The organism is Paraburkholderia sp. BL10I2N1 (assembly GCF_004361815.1).
Taxonomy (GTDB): domain Bacteria; phylum Pseudomonadota; class Gammaproteobacteria; order Burkholderiales; family Burkholderiaceae; genus Paraburkholderia.
In genome coordinates, this window is the sequence record NZ_SNWA01000001.1 from 2,122,281 (window position 1) to 2,143,015 (window position 20,735).

A 20,735-nucleotide genomic window follows, 5' to 3' on the forward strand; every position below is an offset into this window, starting at 1 on the left:
CTGTCTCCTGTTTATGGAATTGGTTTGTTTGTGCGTTTGTCTCTGCAGGACGGCTCAGGTATAGGTACTGAGCGCTCCCCGTGTTGCTTCCAGCGCGGCCTCGTCGATCGTGAGGCCGAGGCCCGGCGCGTCGGACAGATTCAGCCAGCCCTCGCTGTCGATGTCGATCGGGTGTTCCAGCATGAAATCGCGCCGCTCGATCGACCATTCCGACGGATCGTACGGAAACTCGATGAACGGCGCGGACGCTGCGCCAGCCGTCAGATGGAGGTTCGCCGCGAGACCGATACCATTGCCCCACGTGTGCGGCGTGAAAACCTTGCCACGAGTCTCGACGGCCTCGGCGAGGCGCCGCAGCCCTTCCATGCCGAGCGTGCACGCGACGTCCGGCTGGAACACATCAAGACATTCGCGCTCCAGCAACGCGTCGAACTCATAGCGCTCGCGCGTCAGTTCGCCGCCGGCGATGCGCAGCGACGTCGCGCGGCGCAGCTTCGTATAGCCTTCGTAGTCGCCGCGATAGAGCGGCTCTTCCATCCAGTAGACGTTGTGCCTTTCCAGCTCACGGGCGACATTGAGCGCCTCGCTGAAGGTCCACGGCGCGGCGGTGTCCCACGGCATGCGCCAGCCCTGGTTGCAGTCCACCATCAGCTCCAGCCGGTTGCCCACCGCCGCCCGCACGGCGGCGAGCGCGGCGAAATCTTGATCCAGGCTTGAGCGGCCGAAGCGGATCTTCAATGCCGGAAAGCCGCGCGACGCAACATGCAGCGCCAACTTCGCCATCTCGTCCGGGTGGCGATGCACACCGCTTGACGCGTAGGCGCGCACGCGGCGGCTGCGACCGCCCGCAAGCTTCCAGCAAGGTTCGCCGCGAATCTTGCCGGCCAGATCCCACAGTGCGATATCGAGCGGCCAGGGCCGGCCCGCGTGGAAACCGATGTTGTCGAGCACCGCGCTATGCCGCACGAGGTCGAGCGGGTCGGTGCCGATGAAGAGGTGCTGATAGTCGGCAAAGCCGTACATCGCGTCACCGGAGCCGATACCGACGTGGCCGGCGTCGTCGGTCACCCGCACGATCGTCGCGGGAAACTTGCGGCGCGGCTGGCTATCCCACGACGCCGGGAAGGGCGGGTCGAGTTCCAGCTGGTGGTGCGTTACATCGATCCGGGCGATGCGGGTTGCTTCACGACTCATTCAGATGCTCCTGAGGCGATGCCGCAGTGCCGCAAACGCGACGGCACCATTGAAAGACAATGACTGCATCCTATTGAGAGCAAACGAGCAACTCAATCGCTTCAATTAAAGTAAATGACTGCGTGCAATTTTCGTGCAATGGTTGCCCATAATGACAATCACACCTTGAAGGAGACCGCCGGATCATGGCGCTCAATGCATGGCTGCCCAGAATCGAGGCGGGCAGTGACCCCAAATATCAGGTGATTGCACGCGCGTTCGCGCAGGCCATCCTGAACGGCCAGCTGCCGGCGGGAGAAAAACTGCCGCCGCACCGGTCGCTCGCGAGCGAACTGCACGTGACGACCGGCACGATCAGCCGCGCCTATGCCGAACTCGAACGGCAGGGGCTCGCCAACGCGCGGGTTGGCGACGGCACGTATGTGGCGCAGGCCCGTGCACGTGAGCTGTCGTCGGGTGCATCGCGGGCCGCGGCGCTTTCCGGCATGCAGGCGACGTCCACGCTGATCGACCTCGGTCAGAACGTGCCGCAGTCGACTCAAGAAGCCGCTTCGCTGTCGGCGACGCTACGGGATATCGCCAGTGACGAGCAACTCACGGCGACCCTGCTGCAATACGCGCCCGAGGCGGGCTCGATGCGGCATCGTCTGGCAGGGGCGGCGTGGCTCGCCCGGGCGGGCGCGCCGGCGAGCGCGACACGCGTGCTTGTCACGCAGGGGGCGCAGCACGCGCTGGCGTCAGTACTGCGCGCAGTCGCGCGGCCTGGCGACACGGTGCTCGCCGAAGCCGTCAGCTATCCGGGCATCATCGCGCTCGCGCGGCAGTTGCGGCTGCATCTGGTCGGCGTCGAGATCGACCATGAAGGGCTCGTCCCGGCAGCGCTGGAACTCGCATGCAACTCGCTGCACCCGCGCGCCGTCTTCTGCCTGCCGACGATCCACAACCCGACTACGGCGACGATGTCGACTGAGCGGCGCGACGCGGTCGCGCAGATTCTGCAGCGCCACGGTGTGCTGCTGATCGAAGACCTCGTGCCGGCGATGCTGATGGACGTGCCGCCCGAACCGCTGTCGGTGCGTTTGCCCGAGCAGTCGTTCCTGATTGCGGGGCTGTCGAAGTCGGTGGCGCCTGGCTTGCGGGTCGGCTATCTGCAGGCGCCGAGCGCGTGGTGCTCGAAGATCGCCGCAGTGATTCGCAGCGACTGCTGGATGACCGCGCCGTTGATGGCGGAGGTCGTCTCGCGCTGGATCGAAGACGGCGAGATGGAGCGGCTGAACGGGCTGCAACGCGCGCATATCGAGTCGCAGCATGAAATCGCGCGCGAGGTGCTGGCGGACGTGCCGTACCGGCACGCGGACGCAAGCTCGCATCTGTGGCTGCCCCTGCCCGAGCCTTGGCGGGCGACCGAATTTGCGGCCGCGCTGCGTCAGGAAGGCGTGCTCGTCAAAACCGCCGACAGCTTCGTGATCGGCCGCAACGCCGCGCCTCACGCGATCCGCATCTGCATGACCGGGGCGTCGTCGACGGCCGCGCTGACAAGAGCCCTGACGATCATTCGTACCACCCTCGAGCATGGGCTGGAAAGCGGCATGGCTTCTTCGTACGCGCCCTGAGTTTGCCCACTGGACGTACGCGGCCATTGAATGTTCCGGCAACCTACATGATGTGAGTGGAACATCGCAGCGAATAACTGAGCAAGAACCGGAGCGCCACGGCTGACCGATGCGGTGACGATGACTTCATCGTCACAGGAGGTCACCCGATGCCATCCGCACACCTGCGTTCACCGTTCCGCTCATGGTTTCGCTTTAGCACTCAACTGCCGGCCGCGTTTCAGCGGCTTGCGTGGTCCAACCTGGTTGCCCAGTCCGCCGAGCAGATCAGTCTCGCGGCCGCGCCGCTCGTCGCCGTTTTTGCACTCCACGCGAGTGCGCGCGACACCGGTTTCCTGCAAACGGCGCAGACGCTGCCGTTCCTGCTGCTATCGATACCGCTCGGCGTCTGGGCCGACCGTCGCTCGCGCCGCACGCTGATGACGGTTGCCGAGGGTGTGCGTGTCGCGGCGATGCTGGGCGTGCTGCTGCTCGTGACGACGCATGCGCTGTCGCTGCCGTCGCTTGCGGTGCTGGGGTTTCTCGCGGCGACAGGCACGGTCGCGTACGGCGTCGCGGCACCTGCACTTGTGCCGTCGCTGGTGTCGCGCGAACTTCTGCCCGCTGCCAACGGACGCATCGAACTGGCGCGCAGCGTCGCCTACTCGGCGGGGCCGGCGCTCGGCGGACTGCTGGTGGGCTGGATCGGCGCGGCTTGGGCGTATGGCTGCGCGGCTGGGTTGTCGGCGCTGGCGGTTGTCCTGCTCGCCGGCGTCCGCGAAGCGCCTCGTGCGGTTGCCGGCCAGCGCCGGTTTCTCCCCGAATTGCGCGAAGGCACGCGCTTCGTGCTGGGTGACGCGTTGCTGCGGCCGATGCTCGCTACCGCCGTCTTCTTCAATATGGGCTTCTTCATTTTGCAGGCTGTCTACGTGCCGTATGCCGTGCTTCGTCTGGGGCTCTCCGCCTCGGCGGTGGGCGTGACACTCGGCGCTTACGGTGCCGGCATGGTGTGCGGCGCGCTCGCTGCGCCTTCGATCGCGCGTCGTCTCACATTCGGCCGCGTGCTGACGATCGGGCCGTTCTGCGGACTGCTCGCTTCGCTGGTGATGGCCGCGACGATTCTTGTGCCGTCGTTCTGGCTTGCGCTCGTGAGCTTCTTCCTGCTGGGCGCCGGTCCGATCCTGTGGGTGGTCGGGGCGACGACGCTGCGTCAGGCGATCACGCCCGTCGGCATGATGGGACGTGTGTCCGCGATCAACAGCACCGCGACGTTCGGCGCACGGCCGCTGGGCGCGTTGCTGGGCGCGATGATCAGCGGGCATCTGGGAATGGATGCCTGTCTCATCGCAGCCGCCTGCGGGTTCGCCGTGCAGGCGTGGATCATCGTGATGTCGCCGGCCGCGCGGCTTGTCGAAATTCCCGAAGGCGTCGGCGCGGTTTAGCAGTTTCGTTCCCTGGCCGGCTCACCCTGTGGCATGCAACGCATGCCGCGTAACCGCGACACGGCGTGGTGAGCATGCGCGGCGTGAATGTCTCCATGCATGGAAAACGAGTTTATTGACCGCTCCGGGCCTTCGCGGCCTGATCGATTACGGCCGCCACTTCGGCCGCGTGCGACACCGGGGCCAGATGGCTCGACGGCACCTTCACGATCGTCGCCCCGATTCGCTGCGCCATCCATTGCTGCGTTTCCGGTTCAACGGCGCGATCGTTCGTCGTCAATACGTACCACGAAGGTTTCGTTTTCCACGCTGCCTGCGAAACCGGTTCGCTGAACGCCTTCGCGGCGATCGGCTGTTCGGCTGCAGAGAGCACGCGGGTCAGCGTTTGCGGCACGTCAGCGGCAAAGTCGCTGTGATAGGCAGCCGGGTCGAACCACAGAAAACCGCCGTCATCCGGTTTCATGGCGGCGCCCGCGGGTGCTGACGGCCCATGTTTGAGCGGATCCGCCGTCGATTCACCGACATCCGGCGCAATCGCCGCCACGTACACGAGGCCGACGACGTTGGGCGCGTCCGCGCCCGCTTCGGTAATCACGGTGCCGCCCCACGAATGACCGACGAGGATCGTCGGACCAGTTTGCCGGGCCAGCACGCGCCGGGTGGCGGCGACGTCGTCGGCGAGCGATGTCAGCGGGTTTTGCACCGCGCTCACGTGATAGCCCTTCTTCTGCAGCAAATCGATGACGGGATTCCAGCTCGAACCGTCGACGAATGCGCCGTGGACGAGCACGACATTGCGCACGGGCTCCGAGCTGGATGCAGGTTGCGGCGCGGATGGCGCCGCCGTCTGCGCGCCTGCAGCGGCAGCGAGCAGGGAGAAACCGAGGAGGGCGGCGCGGATCAGGTGTTTCGGCGACATGGTTTCCCCACTGGCAGGAACTGGAATGACGACCTTACCGAACCGCGAGCAGTGTGACAACCGGTATCTGCGTGGCATCTCCCCGGCATCGACTGCGATGCCGGGCGCGGGCGACTGTGTCTCGCGCGTTGCCCCGGGGCGGAGGGGCCGACGGGGTAAAATCGCTGGTTTTGCCGGGCCATGCGAGGAGCCTGTTCCGGTGATCGACATCCATACCAACGGGGCGCAAGATCTTGACTAGTCCACCGCAGCACGACGGCCTGAAGCGAGGCCTGAAAAACCGTCATATCCAGTTGATCGCGCTGGGCGGCGCGATCGGCACCGGCCTCTTTCTCGGCTCGGCCAGCGTGTTGAAGGCAGCCGGCCCGTCGATGATTCTCGGCTATGCGATCGGTGGCTTCATCGCGTTCCTGATTATGCGGCAGCTTGGCGAGATGGTCGCTCAGGAGCCCGTCGCCGGCTCGTTCAGCCATTTTGCGTACAAATACTGGGGCGATTTCCCGGGCTTCCTGTCGGGCTGGAATTACTGGGTGCTGTATGTGCTCGTGAGCATGGCAGAACTGACCGCAGTGGGTACCTATGTGCACTACTGGTGGCCCGGCGTGCCGACGTGGGTGTCGGCGCTGGTGTGCTTTGTCGGCATCAACGCGATCAACCTTGCCAACGTGAAGGCGTACGGCGAAACCGAGTTCTGGTTCGCGATCATCAAGGTGGCGGCGGTGATCGGCATGATCCTGTTCGGCGGCTATCTGCTGGTCAGCGGTCAGGGCGGCCCGCAGGCGTCGATTACCAACCTCTGGCGCGACGGCAGCTTCTTTCCGCATGGTTTCCACGGCCTCTTCATGATGCTCGCCGTGATCATGTTCTCGTTCGGCGGTCTGGAACTGATTGGCATCACCGCAGCGGAAGCCGACGACCCGCAGAGGAGCATCCCCAAGGCCGTGAATCAGGTGATCTACCGGATCCTGATTTTCTATATCTGTTCGCTGGCTGTGCTGCTGTCGCTGTATCCGTGGAATCAGGTGGCGTCAGGCGGCAGCCCCTTCGTGATGATCTTCTCGCAGATCGGCGCGGGACTCACCGCGGATGTGCTCAACGTGGTCGTGCTGACGGCGGCTCTGTCGGTGTACAACAGCGGCGTCTATGCGAACAGCCGCATGCTCTACGGCCTCGCGGAACAGGGCAATGCGCCGCGTGCGCTCCTGAAGGTCGACCGGCGCGGTGTGCCTTATATGGCCATCGGGCTGTCCGCCCTCGCGACTTTTACGTGCGTGATCGTCAACTATCTGATTCCCGCCGAAGCGCTTGGCGTGCTGATGGCGCTGGTTGTGGCGGCGCTGGTGATCAACTGGGCGCTGATCAGCCTGACGCATCTCCGGTCGCGAAAGGCGATGATCGAGGAAGGGCAGACGCTCGTCTTCAAGTCGCTCTGGTATCCAGTCAGCAACTGGATCTGCCTCGCGTTCATGGCGATGATCCTCGTGATTCTCGTGATGACGCCGGGGCTTTCCGTATCGGTATGGCTCGTGCCGGTGTGGCTGCTCGTCATGTGGGCCGGCTATATGGCGAAGCGCCGGTCGGCGGCAAAGCTCGCGCGCGTGGGCTGAATTCGCAGAAATTGCTGCAATGCCCCGCAATAGCGGGGTGCATAGAAACGAATTGCGTCAGTCCATGCCTGTTGTACCGGAACGGCATCCTCCACTGAAGATAGCCGTTTACGGAAGCGTGTCGATCAATCGCGCGGGCATGGCGGACTGTTCAAGCCACAAGCGACCCAATACTCACTACTGCGCCGACCGTCTACCTCGACAGAGGATTCCTCCACGGTCTCGACACGCGGGCGTTGTTACGCCCGCAGTCCTTTGGCGCCCGCCGTGCGCCCCTCCATCGTCGTCAACAATACCAACAGCGACTTTGAACGCGAAAGTCTCGCCGTATGCGAACTCGCCCGTAAGGAACTGCAGGACAGGTTCAAGCCGAAGTACGGCCACGATCCCGGCGTGCAGGTGAGCGTGTCCGCGTATGAAGCAGGCCGGAAATGCGAAGTGGGAGAGAGTGATGCGGAACTCGCTGGTTATGTTTCGAAATCAACGAGCTATTGATGACTGGTGCCCAGGGCCGGACTCGAACCGGCACGCCTTGCGGCGGGGGATTTTGAGTCCCCTGCGTCTACCTGTTTCACCACCTGGGCATGCTGCTGTGGTTTACTGCTATGTTCTTGCTGCGCGCAACAGGATTGCGCGCGACGGGAAACGCAGATTATGGCCGAAAACGCGATCCCGGGCAAGTTCGCAGGCGCAGACCGCGCGGCGGACACAGACGGCGTCAAACCGTCCGCGAAAAGCGCGTCAGCGTCTGCTGGCCGAGATAACGGTCGAACACCATCGCGATATTACGCACGAGCATTCGGCCGGCGGGCTGCACATCGAGGCGCCGGCTGCCGATCGCTACCAGTCCGTCCGCCTCAAAACTGCGCAGGCGTTCGAGTTCAGTTGCGAACGCGTCGCTGAAGCGAATGCCGTATGTTGCCTCGAACTCGTCGAAACGGAGTTCCAGGTTGCACATCAGCTGCGTGATGACGTCACGGCGCAGACGGTCGTCGGTGGTCAGGCGCACGCCTCGCGTAATCGCCAGCTTGCCCGCATCGATCGCGGCCGCGTATCCGGAGAGATCCTTCGCGTTTTGCGCGTACACGTCGCCGACCTTGCCGATCGACGACGCCCCGAAGCCGATCAGGTCGCATTCCGCACGCGTGCTGTAACCCTGAAAGTTTCGATGCAGCGTATGCTGCGCCTGCGCGCGGGCGAGTTCGTCGCCGGGCAGGGCAAAGTGGTCCATACCGATATAGACATAACCCGCGCTCGTCAGCCGTTCCACAACCAGATGCAGGATCGCGAGCCGCACGGCCGGCGATGGCAGCGTTGCAGGATCCATCTGCCGCTGCATCTTGAAGAGCTGCGGCATGTGTGCATAGCCGAACACCGACAAGCGGTCGGGCGCGAGCGCGAGCATCATGTCGAGCGTGCGGCTGAAGCTGTCGACGGTCTGATACGGCAACCCGTAGATCAGATCGACGCCGATCGAGTGAAAGCCTGTCGCGCGTGCCGCACGCATCACGGTCGCGGTCATTTCGAGCGGCTGGATACGGTTGATCGCCTGTTGCACGAGCGGATCGAAATCCTGCACCCCGAGACTCAGCCGGTTGAAGCCGAGGTTGCGCAGATGCACGATGGTTTGCGCCGACGCCTCGCGCGGGTCGACCTCGATCGAATATTCGCCGTCGGCGTCGGGGGCGAGATGGAAGTGCTCTCGCGTGGCCGCCATCAGTTCGGCCATTTCGTCGTGTGACAGAAACGTCGGCGTGCCGCCGCCCCAGTGAAGTTGCGACACCGGACGCGTCGTGTCGAACAAGGCTGCCTGAAAGCCCAGCTCGCGCTTCAGCCTGTCGAGATACGGCCTTGCGTGCGCACGGTTCTTTGTCGCGACCTTGTTGCAGCCGCAGTAAAAGCAGACCGTGTCGCAGAAGGGAATATGAAAGTACAGCGAGAGATCGGTGCCGGATGCGCCGGGATCGGCGGCGGCGCGGGTGTAGTTCGCGAAATCGAAGTCTTCCCGGAACTGAAGGGCCGTTGGATAGGACGTATACCGTGGGCCGTTTGCGTTGTACTTCGCAAGCAGGTCGGGGCGGAACAGGGAATCGGCGGCGGTCATGTGGGGCTCGTTGTCTGACGCCACGCGAGAGGCAGGATGCCGTGCGTGCCGCGTGCTTCGCGCGACGACGACAGCGCCGATGCCTTGTGGGCGTGGCCTTGCGATCGGTCCAGTGTACGTGACCGCTTGCATCTGACATTGTGTAAAAAGGTCGCACGCGCGGCGATGGCACAATGCGGGTCGGGCGTGATGCTGTGCCTTCGGATCTTTGCCGTGCCTGGTTTGAGGTTTCGTATTTCAGGAATTTGTGTGGTGATTGCCGTTTCTCCGTCTCATGCGCTCGACCATGCGTGCCGCCCCGACTGTGGCGCTTGCTGCATTGCGCCTTCGATTACGAGCCCGATTCCGGGTATGCCGCAAGGCAAGCCAGCGGGTGTGCGCTGTGCGCAGCTCGATAACGATTTGCGCTGCGCGATTTTTGGCAGGCCCGAGCGGCCTGCCTGCTGTTCGGGTCTGCAACCGCAGCCGGAAATGTGCGGTACGACGCGCGTTGAGGCGCTGGCGTGGCTCACGAGGCTCGAGACGGACACGCAGCCCGCAGCGGTGTCGCGATAAGCGGCACTGAACGTGCGTATTCACCACAATTGATCGGTATCGATCGTGGGATCGATCCGGATTCGAAAGGAGGTTCGCATGATTCAAACCGCTGCGCCCGCGCGGCGCCGGTTCCTGTTTGCCGCGTGCGCGATAGCGGGCGCCACGGTATCGCTCGCGGCCTGTGCCACGTCGATCTTTCCGTTCATCCCCGATCACTACACGTTCTCGCAAAAGCAGGTTCAGGACGCCGTGCAGCGCAAGTTTCCGTATCAGCGCACGGTGTCTCAGGTGTTTGATGTCGCGCTCACGAATCCGGTCGTTGGTTTTCTGCCGGATAGCAACCGCGTGTCTGTTCGACTCGATGCACGGTTCGCGAGCCCGTTCATGCCGCAGCCCGTGAACGGCGTGTTCACGCTGTCCAGCGAACTGGCCTACGACGCTGCTACGCGCGCCGTCGTCCTTCGCCAGCCGAGCGTCGACAGCGTCGCGGTCAGCGGCGAAGCTCAGGTCTACACGCAGCAGATCAACGCGGCCGCTGGCCTGCTCGCGACGCAGCTTCTGACCAACTACCCGATCTACACGTTTAAGCCCGAGCAGTTGCAATTTGCCGGCGTGAACTACGAACCCGGTACAATCACCATCCTTACAAACGGCATACGCGTGCAGATCGTCGAAAAATGACGGCCGCGCGACCGTAGGGTCGCGCGCCTCCAGTGTGGCCCGACTCGAACACCCTCTGCGACAAGGGCCACGGATGGACTGGATACTGATCTGCAAGGCGCTGATTCTTGGCGTCGTCGAAGGTTTGACCGAGTTTTTGCCGGTGTCGAGCACCGGACACCTGATCGTCGTGGGCAGCCTGCTCAATTTCAACAACGAGCATGAGAAGACATTCGACGTCGTCATTCAACTCGGCGCGATTCTCGCGGTGTGCTGGGAGTATCGGCGCAAGATCGGCAGCGTCGTGGCGGGTCTGCACACGCAGCCGGTCGCGCGGCGCTTTACGCTGAACGTGATCATCGCGACCATACCTGCCGTTGTGCTTGGGTTGCTGCTGGAAAAGACGATCAAGGCGGCGCTGTTTTCGCCCGTGCCTGTTGCGCTGGCGCTCGTGACCGGCGGCGTCATCATCCTGTGGGTCGAAGGTCGTCAGCGCGACAGGCGCGCAGCGCCGCGCGTGCTGTCGATCGATGACCTCAGTCCGCTCGATGCTTTGAAGGTCGGCCTGGCGCAATGCCTTGCGCTGATTCCGGGCATGTCGCGCTCGGGCTCGACGATCATCGGCGGCATGCTGTTCGGCCTCGAACGGCGCGTCGCAACCGAATTCTCTTTCTTCCTGGCGATTCCGATCATCTTCGGTGCGACGCTCTACGAGACGGTCAAGAACTGGCACACGCTGGCAACAGACGCGCTGGGCATCTTTGCGGTGGGGTTCGTCGCTGCGTTCGTGAGCGCATTTGCCTGTGTGCGCTGGCTGTTGCGCTACATCGCCGCCCACGATTTCACTGTGTTTGCGTGGTACCGGATCGGCTTCGGTTTGCTGATTCTGCTCGTCGGGTATAGCGATGAGTTGAGCTGGACGGATTGATGGCGAACGCTGCCTTAGCGCGCATGAGCGTTACGGCGCCGGAACAAGAAAGTCCGCCTGAGAGCGGACTTTTTCGTTCAATTGCCTGTGCGCCGGCGGAAGACGAGATCCCAGACGCCATGTCCGAGCCGTAGGCCCCGTCGTTCGAATTTCGTCACCGGACGGTACTCGGGACGCGGCGCGTAAGCGTCGGTCGTGTTTTCGAGCGCGGGTTCCGCGCGGAGCACTTCGAGCATCTGTTCGGCGTAGTTCTGCCAGTCCGTCGCGCAATGGAGATACGCACCGGGTTTCAGGCGCGATACGAGCAGCGCGACGAACTTAGGCTGGATCAGACGGCGCTTGTGATGCCTTGCCTTGTGCCACGGATCCGGAAAGAAGATGTGCACGCCGTCGAGGCTGTCGGGCGCGATCATCTGCTCGAGCACTTCGACCGCGTCGTGCTGGATGATGCGGATATTCGACACCTCGTGCTCGCCCATCAGTTTCAGCAGAGCGCCGACGCCCGGCTCATGCACCTCGACGCCGAGAAAGTCGTCGTCCGGGCGATGTGTGGCGATTTCCGCCGTCGTCGCGCCCATACCGAAACCGATCTCCAGCACCCGCGGGGCGCTGCGGCCGAAGACGGCGTCCCAGTCGGGCTGCTCCGGCGCAAACGGCACGACGAAGCGTGGGCCGAGTTCGTCCATTGCGCGGCGCTGTCCGGTCGAGACGCGCCCCGCGCGCGTGACGAAACTGCGGATGCGTCTGCGATGCAACGCTTCGGGCGACGCTGCTGCGCCTTCGGCGGACGGGGTCGTGGACGGTTCGTGCGATGCGTCGTCAGGGCCCTCGGACGCGGGCAGACGGGATTCGTTCGGATCGTGGATCATCATCGATGACTACAAAGGTGTGGGCAACTGCGCAGCGCCGTCGCAGTGCTGTAATACGTCAACGGGAGACGGGGGCGCTGCCGCGGTTGGCTCGCGCGGTTGCGCGGGCCAACGACAATGGCTTCACTCAACTGCCTCGACTATCGCCGCCCTTACAAAAAAGCCGCCTTCGGTGAGGCGGCTCTCGCGCTGGATTTCCACTGGAGATCAGCTGAATGTGGAGCGGGCGATGGGAATCGAACCCACGTCTCTAGCTTGGGAAGCTAGGGTAATAGCCATTATACGACGCCCGCAGAGCGCGCTATTTTACGCGGTTTCGGGTGATTTGGGCAAACTCCGAAGAACCGCGATACATCGTCCACGGCATCCCATGTGCGGATCGCCCCCCCCCCGACGTGCCTGTCAAGTTTTCCTGCTGGCTGCCGATATCCGTACGGTGGGCCTGAAACTTCGACCGGTTGCCGTCCGCAGCCGGCTGCACTTGAACCGAAAGAATGAACAACAACCTTCATCGCCACATGACGCCTTTGCTGGTATTGGCCAGCGTGAGCGCATGTCCCGGGAATACAACGCCGCAACCTTCAGCCGGCCAGGCGATGTCGCAGTGAGCAAACCCATTAACCGCCCGGCGATGGGCCGCATCGTCACGTCATTTTTGCTGGCGACGGCAGCCATGTCGCCGGTTGTCGTCAGAGCGTTGCCGGCGACTCTTTCCCCGCTTGCGCAGTCACCTCGGGCGAGCGACTCGCTCAAGATCCGCGCACCGTTGAGCAACCCGACAACAGCTTGCGTGCTGTTCGACTCCTACTCGTCGTGGTCGATGTCGCCACTGGCGAAACCAGCCGACGTGCGTTCGACGTGCGCATCGGAGGCTGCGGCCGGCAACGTCGATGCGGGGGCGATTTACGGGCAAATGCAGTTTGTCGGCTACGGCGCGGCGCCCGACATGCCGAAAGGCATCGCGACGCTCGAACGTGCTGCACTGGACGGCTCGCGGCTCGCGCAACGTGTGCTCGGCACTTTCTACCGCACGGGCAATCGCGTGCCGCAGGATTACGCGGCGGCGCGCCGCTGGCTCAAGCAGGCGTCGGATGGCGGAGACGGCTTTGCCGCCGATACGCTCGGCCTGATGGCGTACAACGGCGAGGGCGCCCCCGCCGACCAGGCTACCGCGTATGCGCTGTTCGCGCGCGCCGGCGAGCACGGCGACCCGCATGGCGCGACCAACGCGGGTCGCATGATGATGGTCGGGCAGGGCGTGCAGCGCGACGTCGCGGGCGGCGTGACGTGGCTGGTGCGCGGCGCGACCGGCGGAGATGCCGATGCGGAGTTTGCGCTCGGCCTCGCGCTGCTGCAGGGTAATGGCGTGAAGGAGGACATCTCCAAAGGCGCTGCCTGGATTCAGGCGGCAGCGGCCCAGCATCAGTTGAATGCGGAAGCTGCGCTTGGCGACCTGTATCTGGGTGGAATCGGTGTCGCGCGCAACGAAAAGCACGGGTTCGTGCTGATCTACGGCGCCGCACGACGAGGGCTGACTTACGCGCAGCGTCGTCTGGGGGACCTCTACGCCAGCGGCGTCGGCGTGGTGCGGAACGATGAGCTCCCACGGTCGTGGTACCGCAAGGCCGCGCTCGAAGGCGACGCCTACGCGCAGTTCGGTCTCGCAACCGTGTATCGCGATGGCCGCGGTGGCCCGGTCGATTTCGATGCCGCAATCGGCTCGATGTGTGGCGCTGCCAATGCAGGTTTAGCCAGTGCGCAGAACGATCTCGGCGCGATGCTTCAACACGGTCAGGGTGAGCCGCGTGACGTCGTCGCAGCGAAGCAGTGGTATGACAAGGCCGCCGCGCAGGGGCTCGGAATCGCGTATTTCAATCTTGCTTCGCTCGCATTCAGCGGCGAGGGTATGCCGCGCGACCATGCCGCGGCATACCGTCTCGCGCTGACCGGCGCCGAGCGTGGCAATGCGCAGGCTTCATCGATGGTGGCCACGCTGCTCTTCGACGGCGACGGAGTAGCCGTCGACAAGGCGAAGGCGCTGGCCTGGTACCGCAAGGCGGCCGATTTCGGCAACATCGACGCTGCACGCGCGGTCGGCTGGCAATACCTGAACGGTGTCGGCACCCCGCGCGATGAAGCGGCCGGTGAGAAATATCTCGACCGCGCCGCTCGCGCCGGGGACGCGAAGGCGCAGGTTCTGCTCGCTCTGCAACTGCTGCACCGCAAGCCGGCGGCCGACAGCGGCACCGCAAAGGACTGGCTCGTCAAGGCGGTCGCGCAAAAATTCGGCCCGGCCTACTCGGCGCTCGGTAGCGCCTACTGGGACGGCAACGGGCTAGCGCGCGATCCGGCCACCGCTGTCAACTGGTTCAGGCGCGGAGCCGAATCGAACGATCCGACTTCGCAGCGCGCGCTGTGCGCGGCTTACTGGTCCGGCGTCGGTGTCGCGCGTGATGTCGAGGCCGCGCGAGGCTGGTGTACCGCCGCCGCGCGTAACGGCGATCTGATGTCGATGCAATCGCTCGCGATGGACCGGCCGCATGACGAAACCAGCGCGCGGCAACGCGCGTACTGGCTTTGGCGTCTTGCCAGCCGCGACGACGCGAAGTACCAGTCGATGCTCGGCGATGCGTACGATATGGGCGAGGGCGTGAGTCCCGATTACGGCGTGGCGATGTACTGGTTCCGCCGCGCGGCAGGGCAAGGCGATGTGTCGGCAGAGGCGTCGCTGGCGTGGCATCTGTTCACCGGGCTCGGCGCCGGGCGCGACGACCGCCAGGCGTTTCAATGGGCGGTGAAAGCGGGCGCACAAAGCGTCGCAGCCGAACACATGCTGGGCGACGCTTACCTCTCGGGCCGCGGTGTCGAACGTAATGTGGAGACGGCCCGCGCGTGGCTCGAAAAGGCCGCAGCGGATGGGTCGGCCGGTGCGGCGAGCAGAGTGGCGCTGCTGTACGAAACTGGCGTCGCAGTTGCGCGCGACGACGCGCAGGCGCTCAGCTGGCACAGGAAAGCGGCGGCCTTGGGGTCCGATGTGTCGGAGATTGCGCTTGCGTTAAGAGCGGTCGCCTCGGGCGACACGGGTGGCATCCGTGTCAAGGAGGCGCGCTGGCTGGTCGACAGTGCAACGAGCGAGACGGGCAACCAGAACGCCCGCAACAAAAGCGCAGGCGAACAGGCCGACGACGAATGGGCGGCACTGTCATGCCTGACCGAGGCGCTGCTGGGTGACGTGTTCGAGCAGTATCAGCTCGGCATCCGCTATCTGACGGGCGATGGCATCGTCGAAGACAAGGCGCTCGGCGTGGCGTGGCTAGCGAGGGCTCGCGCGAGCTTCGCTGAAGAACCTGCTTTCCAGGTTTACGCGCTGGCTGTGCAAATTGTCGAAGCACGCGCGGTTGCGCGACTCAATGCGGACGAGCGCCAGCGCGAACAATCGCTGGCCTCGCATCTGCTTACGACTGTGCCGGGTCACATGACGGGCACAGGTTCAGGCGACGTGAGGAATCCAGCATCGTCGCTGTCGTTGTCGTCGTCGTCCGAACGACTGAATCCTTGAGCATGGTTTGCGCCGGGCAGCCGGCGAGACAACGCGCGGGCTGCCCGATGCATCAGATTCCGAACAAGGTCAGCGATACTGCCGCGCGCGTGATGATCATCAGCAGCACCTGCACGATCACGAACAGCAGGATGGGCGACAGGTCGATACCGCCCAGCTGCGGCACGAAGCGGCGCAGTGGATTCAGGAACGGAGCGGTCAGTTGAAGCAGGATCGGCATTGCTGGTGAGCGCGGATTGAGCCACGACAGCAGCGCCATCAGGATCGTCAACCAGATGATCAGATTGAGGGCCCACTTGATGACGGTCAGGAGGGCGACGATCAGGAGCGTCGGCATCAGGCCGAGCGGATCCACGCCCGCGATCCACACCATCAGCACCACGTAGACGATCGCTGAGATGAACGCCGCGATGAGGCTTGCCCAGTCGATGTTGCGCGTGCCTGGAATGATCCGCCGCAACGGCAGCACGATCCAGTTGGTTGCGTGCAATACGGCGTTCGACACCGGGTTGTACGGCGGCAGGCGCACTACCTGCAGCCACGCGCGCAGCAAGAGTGCGGCACCGAACAGGGTGAAAATCGTATTGAGCAGAAAACGGGCGATATCGCCGAACATCTTTTGTCCTTTCCTTCCTGGGGTGTTCACGGCGGCCAGCGGATTGCCTGGCCGACGTCGTCAAGGGTGTGGATGACTGCCATTCCGCCGGCGATGCGCAAGCGGACGCCTGTTCCGTCAGACGTTGACCTTGATCTCGCTGATCATGATCTTGCCGTTGCCGCCGTCGGTGTAGTTGGGAATGTCGGCCAGGAGTTCGTCGCTGGCCGGCTTGAAGACTTCGTAGAAAGCGTCGACGGTATCGAACAGAAAGTGACCGGCTGCAACATAGGGCGGCGGCGTGCCCGGCGGTCCGGTGTTCAGGCCGACATCGACGGACCATCCCTTCAGAGACGTGCCGAACAGTTCGGCCGCGCGCGGCATGTGCGTGCCGCAGTAATAGTCCACATCGAAACGGCCATTTTCTCGATACGGATAGAGGATGCTGACCTTGATCATTGTGCGTTCTCGTCGTTTGGTCCCGGCGCGTGGGCGGGGCGTGCTGCTGCTCGCGCCGGTCGTCACATTATCACGGGTTACTTGACGCTTGCACCTGCCGGTATCTGATTCAGCGAACGGCTGAGCGAATCCTCGACGGCGGCATCGATAGCGTCGATGGCAGCGGGCGGTTGCGCCCGCCGGCGCGCCAGCGCAACCGCGCGGCGTGTCATCAGCGCGTAAAGCGCAGCATGGTCGCCGCCGAAGCCTTCAAGCAGCGCCAGCTGCTTCTCGACGACACCCGAATCGCCGCGCGACACCGGGCCTGCGAGCGCGTTGGGCAAGCCCTTGTCGCGTGCGGTTTCGATCGTGCCGGCCAGCATCGGCAGCACGGCGCGCAATGCGTCCTCTTCATCGAAGCCGAGCGTGCGCCAGAGCGCAACACATTCCGCGAGTCCGCACAGCGCAAAGCTCGCGGCATAGTGCGCGGCGGCGTGATAGAGCATGCGCCCGCCAGGCGGAATCGCCAGCGGATGGCAACCCAGCGCGCCGGCCAGCGCGACCAGGTGTTCCTTGAGGGCGCCGTCGGCTTCGATCGAAACGGAACAGCCGGCGATCCGCTCCAGATCAGCGAGACTTCCGCCGAACAGGTAAAGTGGGTGAAAACCGCCGGTTGCGATGCCCTGGTCGCGTGCCGGATCGAGCAGTTCGACCGGCGACGCACCGCTGCAATGTACCAGCGCCCAGGCGCCGGTTCGTGACTCCGCCGCTTCTGACGCTGCCGGCACAAAGCGCAATCTGTGGGCTGTCGTACCGATACTGTCATCGGGAACGGCTAAAAAGACGATATCGGCCGCGTCGACCACCTGTTGTGGATCGTCGTACGCGGCGCAGTGCCCGATCTGAGTGGCGAGCGCCTGCGCGGACGCGTGCGAGCGGCTTGCGATCGCTGTGACCGGATAGCCGGCGCGCGAGAAGCCGTGCGCAAGGCAATGCGCAAGCCGGCCCGCACCGACGAAGCCGAGACGCGGCAATGAGGAGAGAGACATGTTTTCTGCTCCAGACAGAACAATCGCGGAATCATGAGTATCGCGCATCATTATTGCAGCGCGTGGTATGGGCGGCTTCTCTGACGGCCCTGTGGACCCGGCTGGACTGGTCGCCGCATTCTTCAGATCAGTTTGCAGATGATATGGCGAACCTGCATCGGTATCTTTTGGGGGATTGCCGTCAGGTCCGAAAACTGCTCACAATGAATTCGCACGATTGTGTTTTGGCAGTCACCGTTGTCTTTCTCTGTCGCGCAGTCAGATTCGGGAGGTACACGATGAGCATCTTTTCTTACCGAAAGCACTTGCGGTTCCTGACACATTCACAGCGCCGTCGTTGGTGGGATCAAAAAAAGCGGCTGACACCACGCGTACAGATCAGCGGCGCATACGTGCCGCCAAGCGTCACACGGGAATTTACTTATGTGAAGGTCGGCTGATATTCCGCTGACCAGACCAGATGCCCGGCGCTACCGCGCCGGGCATCCTGCGTTTACGGGACCGAAAAGCGTCCGAAAAGCGATGCACGGCAACAACGGAGGGCGCATGCTTTGCAGCGAATTTGTAATTAAACATTACCGATGTGACGAAAGTCGTTTGCGTGAAACCGGTAAAAATGGCGGACGCGTCGTGTGATGCGATGCGAACCCTTGAGTTTCGGCAGCGAAGCAAGCATATAGGCGTTGAGACGGGCAATAGCAATGCGAAAAGCAGCCGTACGTATTGCAATTTGCAACAAATGCGCGCGGCAATCGTCGCGCAAATTCGATACTCTCAAGTGAGAGGGCATTGCCCGTCATGCGACCCGGCCATCCGGGCCAGGCCGCCAGGAGAACAGAAGTGAAAAAGATCATTCCGTTTATTGCCGCCGCCGCACTCGGCGTGGGGCTGACCTCCGCCGCCGAGGCGCATGTGTCGATCGGCGTCGGCATCGGCATTCCAGCGTACCCTGTGTACGCAGCGCCGCCCGTGGTTTATGCGCCGCCGCCGGTAGTGTATGCGCCGCCGCCTGTAGTGTATGCGCCGCCCGTGGTGGTGGGTGGTTACTACGGTGGTTACTACGGCTACGGTCGTCCTTATTATCATCACGGCTACTATGGCCGCGGCTACTACGGCCCGGGTTACTGGCGTCATTGACCGGCCGCCGGTCGTGCATCGTTCGTGATGCATCGGGCGGCGGCGGTTGAATTCGTTTCGCCATGACGGCGCAGCGCAGCCTTGAAGGCCACGCTGCGCCGTTTTTCACTTTTGCGCAGCTTTTGGCGGAGAAGGAAAGGCCGGCCCAGGCGCCGCGCTTTCCAAAACATCGTGGAAGCTGGGACAATGACCGTCCGAGCAACCAACCCTGCGCCCTTCCGCCGATGCGAGCACTTCCCGTTCCTACTTACGATGATGTGGTCGACGCCGCCGTGCGTATCGACGGCATCGCGCACCGCACGCCTGTTCTTACGTCACGCACGGCGGACGAGCGCACTGGTGCTTCTATTTTTTTCAAATGCGAAAACTTCCAGCGCATGGGCGCGTTCAAGTTTCGCGGCGCGTACAACGCGATTTCTCATTTCGACGCGGAGCAGCGCGCGGCCGGTGTGCTGACTTTCTCATCGGGCAATCACGCGCAGGCGATCGCGCTGTCTGCGCGCCTCGCCGGCATTCACGCGACGATCATCATGCCGCACGACGCGCCCGCCGCAAAAGTTGCAGCGACCAAGGGCTATGGCGGTGAAGTGATCGTCTATGACCGCTACAAGGAAAACCGTGAAGAGATCGGCCGCCGGCTTGCGGAGGAGCGCGGCATGACCTTGATCCCGCCGTACGACCATCCGCATGTGATGGCGGGGCAGGGCACGGCGGTGAAGGAGTTGATCGAGGAGACCGGTCCGCTCGACATGTTGTTCGTGTGCCTTGGCGGCGGGGGGCTGCTGTCCGGCAGCGCGCTGTCCGCGACGGCGCTGAGTCCTCAATGCCAGATCATCGGCGTCGAGCCGGAAGCCGGTAACGATGGGCAGCAGTCGCTCGCGCGCGGCGAGATCGTGCACATTAAAGTGCCGAAGACGCTCGCCGATGGCGCGGCGACACAACACCTCGGAAACTACACGTTTGCAGTGATCCAGCGGCTGGTTCAGCAGATCGTGACGGTCAGCGATGCACAACTCGTCGAAGCGATGCGTTTCTTTGCGCAGCGGATGAAGATGGTGGTCGAGCCGACGGGCTGCCTCGCCGCTGCCGCAGTGCTTAACGGGATCGTGCCGGTAGAAGGCAAGCGTGTTGGCGTGGTCATCAGTGGCGGCAACGTGGATCTGGAGCGGCTGGCGGACTTCCTTCGCTGAAAGCGGCAACGTGGGGACCGCGCTTGGCCCCGAGGTCGTTCTGTACGGGAAGCGCCCGTGGTTTTTACGTGGCGGCCATGCTGGTTGCGTGCACGATCAGGTCGCGATAGCCGTTCACGATCACGCTGTACGAAAAGTACGCGAACAGCACTGCCGACAAAACGTGACATGCCCGCAGTAGGCCCGTCCCCGCGCGTTTACGTCCGTGGCTCGCGAGTCCGCAAAGAAACAACGTCCAGACGAGCCCACCGAAAAAGAATCCGCCGAGAAAGACGGGCGCCGTCGTGACGGTCGTCGCGCCGGCTTTCGCGATGAGCGCGCCGCCTACCGCAGCAAACCAGAGAATGGCTGACGGCGACGAGATCGCCAGCAACGTTCCACGCATGAAGCCACGCCACGCGCTCAGGTGAGGCGCGCTCGTATCGGCCTCGCCTTCGACGGGGGGCGCGGAGGCTGGAAAGAGCGCTTCGCGCGTCATCTTCCAGGTAAGGAACAGCAGGATTGCCGCGCCGCCGATCCACACGATCCAGCGTATCGACTCGAACTGCAACAGCGCAGCCATGCCCGCGAGCGCGAGCGACGCATAGATCAGATCCCCAAAACACGAGCCCAACCCGAGCCAGAAGCCAGGCTTGAAACCATGCGACAGCGTCAGCGAAATAATCGCGACGTTGACGAGACCGATATCGAGGCACAACGACAGAGACAGAAAAAAACCGTCCGACCACATAGAAAAGGCGTGCATCCCCGCAACTACTCCGTCTGATTTTTTGTTCGCGCATGAGCGAGAGCGCTCGAGGTCCCGCGTCGATCACAATATTCAACCAGCGCGCGCGCCGTTACCACCAAGCGCACGCTACGTTAGTACGTGACGACCTGCACACCGATGTTCGTCCCGTTACGCACGACCGGGCT

18 protein-coding genes and 2 tRNA genes are annotated in these 20,735 nt (G+C 63.6%); 10 read left to right on the top strand and 10 right to left on the bottom strand.

What is annotated here, in order from left to right:
* Positions 1–54 precede the first annotated feature (54 nt).
* Complete coding sequence (locus B0G77_RS09925; RefSeq protein ID WP_133661983.1) at positions 55–1,194, bottom strand: mandelate racemase/muconate lactonizing enzyme family protein; 1,140 nt, start codon at positions 1,192–1,194, stop codon at positions 55–57.
* Between the two features lie 185 nt (positions 1,195–1,379).
* On the opposite strand from B0G77_RS09925, the gene B0G77_RS09930 reads away from it, so the two are divergent.
* Positions 1,380–2,807, top strand: coding sequence for a PLP-dependent aminotransferase family protein (locus tag B0G77_RS09930; protein ID WP_133661984.1), 1,428 nt, complete (start codon positions 1,380–1,382; stop codon positions 2,805–2,807).
* Positions 2,808–2,956: 149 nt separating this feature from the next.
* Positions 2,957–4,228 (top strand): MFS transporter, encoded by a 1,272-nt coding sequence (locus B0G77_RS09935; RefSeq protein WP_133661985.1) that lies wholly within the window; start codon positions 2,957–2,959, stop codon positions 4,226–4,228.
* Between the two features lie 112 nt (positions 4,229–4,340).
* Here the strand turns inward: B0G77_RS09935 and B0G77_RS09940 are convergent, their stop codons facing one another.
* On the bottom strand, positions 4,341–5,147 hold the full coding sequence (locus B0G77_RS09940; protein ID WP_133661986.1) for an alpha/beta hydrolase: 807 nt from the start codon (positions 5,145–5,147) through the stop codon (positions 4,341–4,343).
* 233 nt (positions 5,148–5,380) lie between these two features.
* Between B0G77_RS09940 and B0G77_RS09945 the strand changes: the two genes are divergently transcribed.
* Both B0G77_RS09945 and B0G77_RS09950 read left to right on the top strand, forming a co-directional pair.
* Positions 5,381–6,754, top strand: a complete 1,374-nt coding sequence (locus B0G77_RS09945; protein WP_133661987.1) for an amino acid permease — start codon at positions 5,381–5,383, stop codon at positions 6,752–6,754.
* Between the two features lie 267 nt (positions 6,755–7,021).
* The gene (locus B0G77_RS09950) at positions 7,022–7,249 is read left to right on the top strand and encodes a hypothetical protein (RefSeq protein ID WP_133661988.1); all 228 of its coding nucleotides are present in this window, start codon (positions 7,022–7,024) and stop codon (positions 7,247–7,249) included.
* Between the two features lie 4 nt (positions 7,250–7,253).
* On the opposite strand, the gene B0G77_RS09955 is transcribed toward B0G77_RS09950, so the two are convergent.
* Positions 7,254–7,338 (bottom strand) — tRNA-Leu (locus tag B0G77_RS09955).
* A gap of 134 nt (positions 7,339–7,472) precedes the next feature.
* Positions 7,473–8,858 (bottom strand): oxygen-independent coproporphyrinogen III oxidase, encoded by a 1,386-nt coding sequence (gene hemN, locus B0G77_RS09960; RefSeq protein WP_133661989.1) that lies wholly within the window; start codon positions 8,856–8,858, stop codon positions 7,473–7,475.
* Positions 8,859–9,107: 249 nt separating this feature from the next.
* Between hemN and B0G77_RS09965 the strand changes: the two genes are divergently transcribed.
* The 3 genes from B0G77_RS09965 (at position 9,108) to B0G77_RS09975 (ending at position 10,983) form a co-directional block, all read left to right on the top strand.
* Positions 9,108–9,413, top strand: a complete 306-nt coding sequence (locus tag B0G77_RS09965; protein ID WP_243750960.1) for a YkgJ family cysteine cluster protein — start codon at positions 9,108–9,110, stop codon at positions 9,411–9,413.
* Between the two features lie 78 nt (positions 9,414–9,491).
* Positions 9,492–10,076, top strand: coding sequence for a DUF1439 domain-containing protein (locus B0G77_RS09970; RefSeq protein WP_133661990.1), 585 nt, complete (start codon positions 9,492–9,494; stop codon positions 10,074–10,076).
* Positions 10,077–10,149: 73 nt separating this feature from the next.
* Positions 10,150–10,983: an undecaprenyl-diphosphate phosphatase gene (locus B0G77_RS09975; protein ID WP_133661991.1), complete on the top strand. Its 834-nt coding sequence runs from the start codon at positions 10,150–10,152 to the stop codon at positions 10,981–10,983.
* Between the two features lie 77 nt (positions 10,984–11,060).
* Here the strand turns inward: B0G77_RS09975 and trmB are convergent, their stop codons facing one another.
* Together trmB and B0G77_RS09985 are read right to left on the bottom strand one after the other, a co-directional pair.
* A complete protein-coding gene (gene trmB / locus B0G77_RS09980; protein WP_133664088.1) occupies positions 11,061–11,852 on the bottom strand; it encodes a tRNA (guanosine(46)-N7)-methyltransferase TrmB in 792 nt (263 codons plus the stop codon).
* A 218-nt stretch (positions 11,853–12,070) separates the two neighbouring features.
* Positions 12,071–12,145, bottom strand: a tRNA-Gly gene (locus B0G77_RS09985).
* Between the two features lie 311 nt (positions 12,146–12,456).
* Here B0G77_RS09985 and B0G77_RS09990 point away from each other — a divergent pair.
* Positions 12,457–15,411: a tetratricopeptide repeat protein gene (locus B0G77_RS09990; protein ID WP_166656129.1), complete on the top strand. Its 2,955-nt coding sequence runs from the start codon at positions 12,457–12,459 to the stop codon at positions 15,409–15,411.
* Between the two features lie 52 nt (positions 15,412–15,463).
* On the opposite strand, the gene B0G77_RS09995 is transcribed toward B0G77_RS09990, so the two are convergent.
* The 3 genes from B0G77_RS09995 to B0G77_RS10005 form a co-directional block, all read right to left on the bottom strand.
* Positions 15,464–16,027 carry a YggT family protein gene (locus B0G77_RS09995; RefSeq protein WP_133661993.1) on the bottom strand — a complete coding sequence of 188 codons (564 nt, stop codon included), beginning with the start codon at positions 16,025–16,027 and terminating at the stop codon, positions 15,464–15,466.
* Between the two features lie 117 nt (positions 16,028–16,144).
* Entirely contained in the window at positions 16,145–16,465 is a 321-nt protein-coding gene (locus B0G77_RS10000) for an EthD family reductase (protein WP_133661994.1), read from the bottom strand.
* Positions 16,466–16,542: 77 nt separating this feature from the next.
* On the bottom strand, positions 16,543–17,493 hold the full coding sequence (locus tag B0G77_RS10005; RefSeq protein WP_133661995.1) for a DUF2520 domain-containing protein: 951 nt from the start codon (positions 17,491–17,493) through the stop codon (positions 16,543–16,545).
* A gap of 840 nt (positions 17,494–18,333) precedes the next feature.
* Here B0G77_RS10005 and B0G77_RS10010 point away from each other — a divergent pair.
* Together B0G77_RS10010 and B0G77_RS10015 are read left to right on the top strand one after the other, a co-directional pair.
* Positions 18,334–18,630 carry a hypothetical protein gene (locus tag B0G77_RS10010; protein ID WP_133661996.1) on the top strand — a complete coding sequence of 99 codons (297 nt, stop codon included), beginning with the start codon at positions 18,334–18,336 and terminating at the stop codon, positions 18,628–18,630.
* 224 nt (positions 18,631–18,854) lie between these two features.
* Positions 18,855–19,820, top strand: a complete 966-nt coding sequence (locus B0G77_RS10015) for a threo-3-hydroxy-L-aspartate ammonia-lyase (protein ID WP_133661997.1) — start codon at positions 18,855–18,857, stop codon at positions 19,818–19,820.
* A gap of 64 nt (positions 19,821–19,884) precedes the next feature.
* Here the strand turns inward: B0G77_RS10015 and B0G77_RS10020 are convergent, their stop codons facing one another.
* Positions 19,885–20,565 carry a LysE family transporter gene (locus tag B0G77_RS10020; RefSeq protein WP_133661998.1) on the bottom strand — a complete coding sequence of 227 codons (681 nt, stop codon included), beginning with the start codon at positions 20,563–20,565 and terminating at the stop codon, positions 19,885–19,887.
* Between the last annotated feature and the right edge of the window lie 170 nt (positions 20,566–20,735).

Coding starts and splice junctions, on each gene's coding strand:
- B0G77_RS09925 (WP_133661983.1), bottom strand. CDS start 1,194: ATGAGTCGTGAAGCAACCCGCATCGCCCGGATCGATGTAACGCACCAC.
- B0G77_RS09930 (WP_133661984.1), top strand. CDS start 1,380: ATGGCGCTCAATGCATGGCTGCCCAGAATCGAGGCGGGCAGTGACCCC.
- B0G77_RS09935 (WP_133661985.1), top strand. CDS start 2,957: ATGCCATCCGCACACCTGCGTTCACCGTTCCGCTCATGGTTTCGCTTT.
- B0G77_RS09940 (WP_133661986.1), bottom strand. CDS start 5,147: ATGTCGCCGAAACACCTGATCCGCGCCGCCCTCCTCGGTTTCTCCCTG.
- hemN (WP_133661989.1), bottom strand. CDS start 8,858: ATGACCGCCGCCGATTCCCTGTTCCGCCCCGACCTGCTTGCGAAGTAC.
- B0G77_RS09970 (WP_133661990.1), top strand. CDS start 9,492: ATGATTCAAACCGCTGCGCCCGCGCGGCGCCGGTTCCTGTTTGCCGCG.
- B0G77_RS09975 (WP_133661991.1), top strand. CDS start 10,150: ATGGACTGGATACTGATCTGCAAGGCGCTGATTCTTGGCGTCGTCGAA.
- trmB (WP_133664088.1), bottom strand. CDS start 11,852: ATGATCCACGATCCGAACGAATCCCGTCTGCCCGCGTCCGAGGGCCCT.
- B0G77_RS09995 (WP_133661993.1), bottom strand. CDS start 16,027: ATGTTCGGCGATATCGCCCGTTTTCTGCTCAATACGATTTTCACCCTG.
- B0G77_RS10000 (WP_133661994.1), bottom strand. CDS start 16,465: ATGATCAAGGTCAGCATCCTCTATCCGTATCGAGAAAATGGCCGTTTC.
- B0G77_RS10005 (WP_133661995.1), bottom strand. CDS start 17,493: ATGTCTCTCTCCTCATTGCCGCGTCTCGGCTTCGTCGGTGCGGGCCGG.
- B0G77_RS10015 (WP_133661997.1), top strand. CDS start 18,855: ATGCGAGCACTTCCCGTTCCTACTTACGATGATGTGGTCGACGCCGCC.
- B0G77_RS10020 (WP_133661998.1), bottom strand. CDS start 20,565: ATGCACGCCTTTTCTATGTGGTCGGACGGTTTTTTTCTGTCTCTGTCG.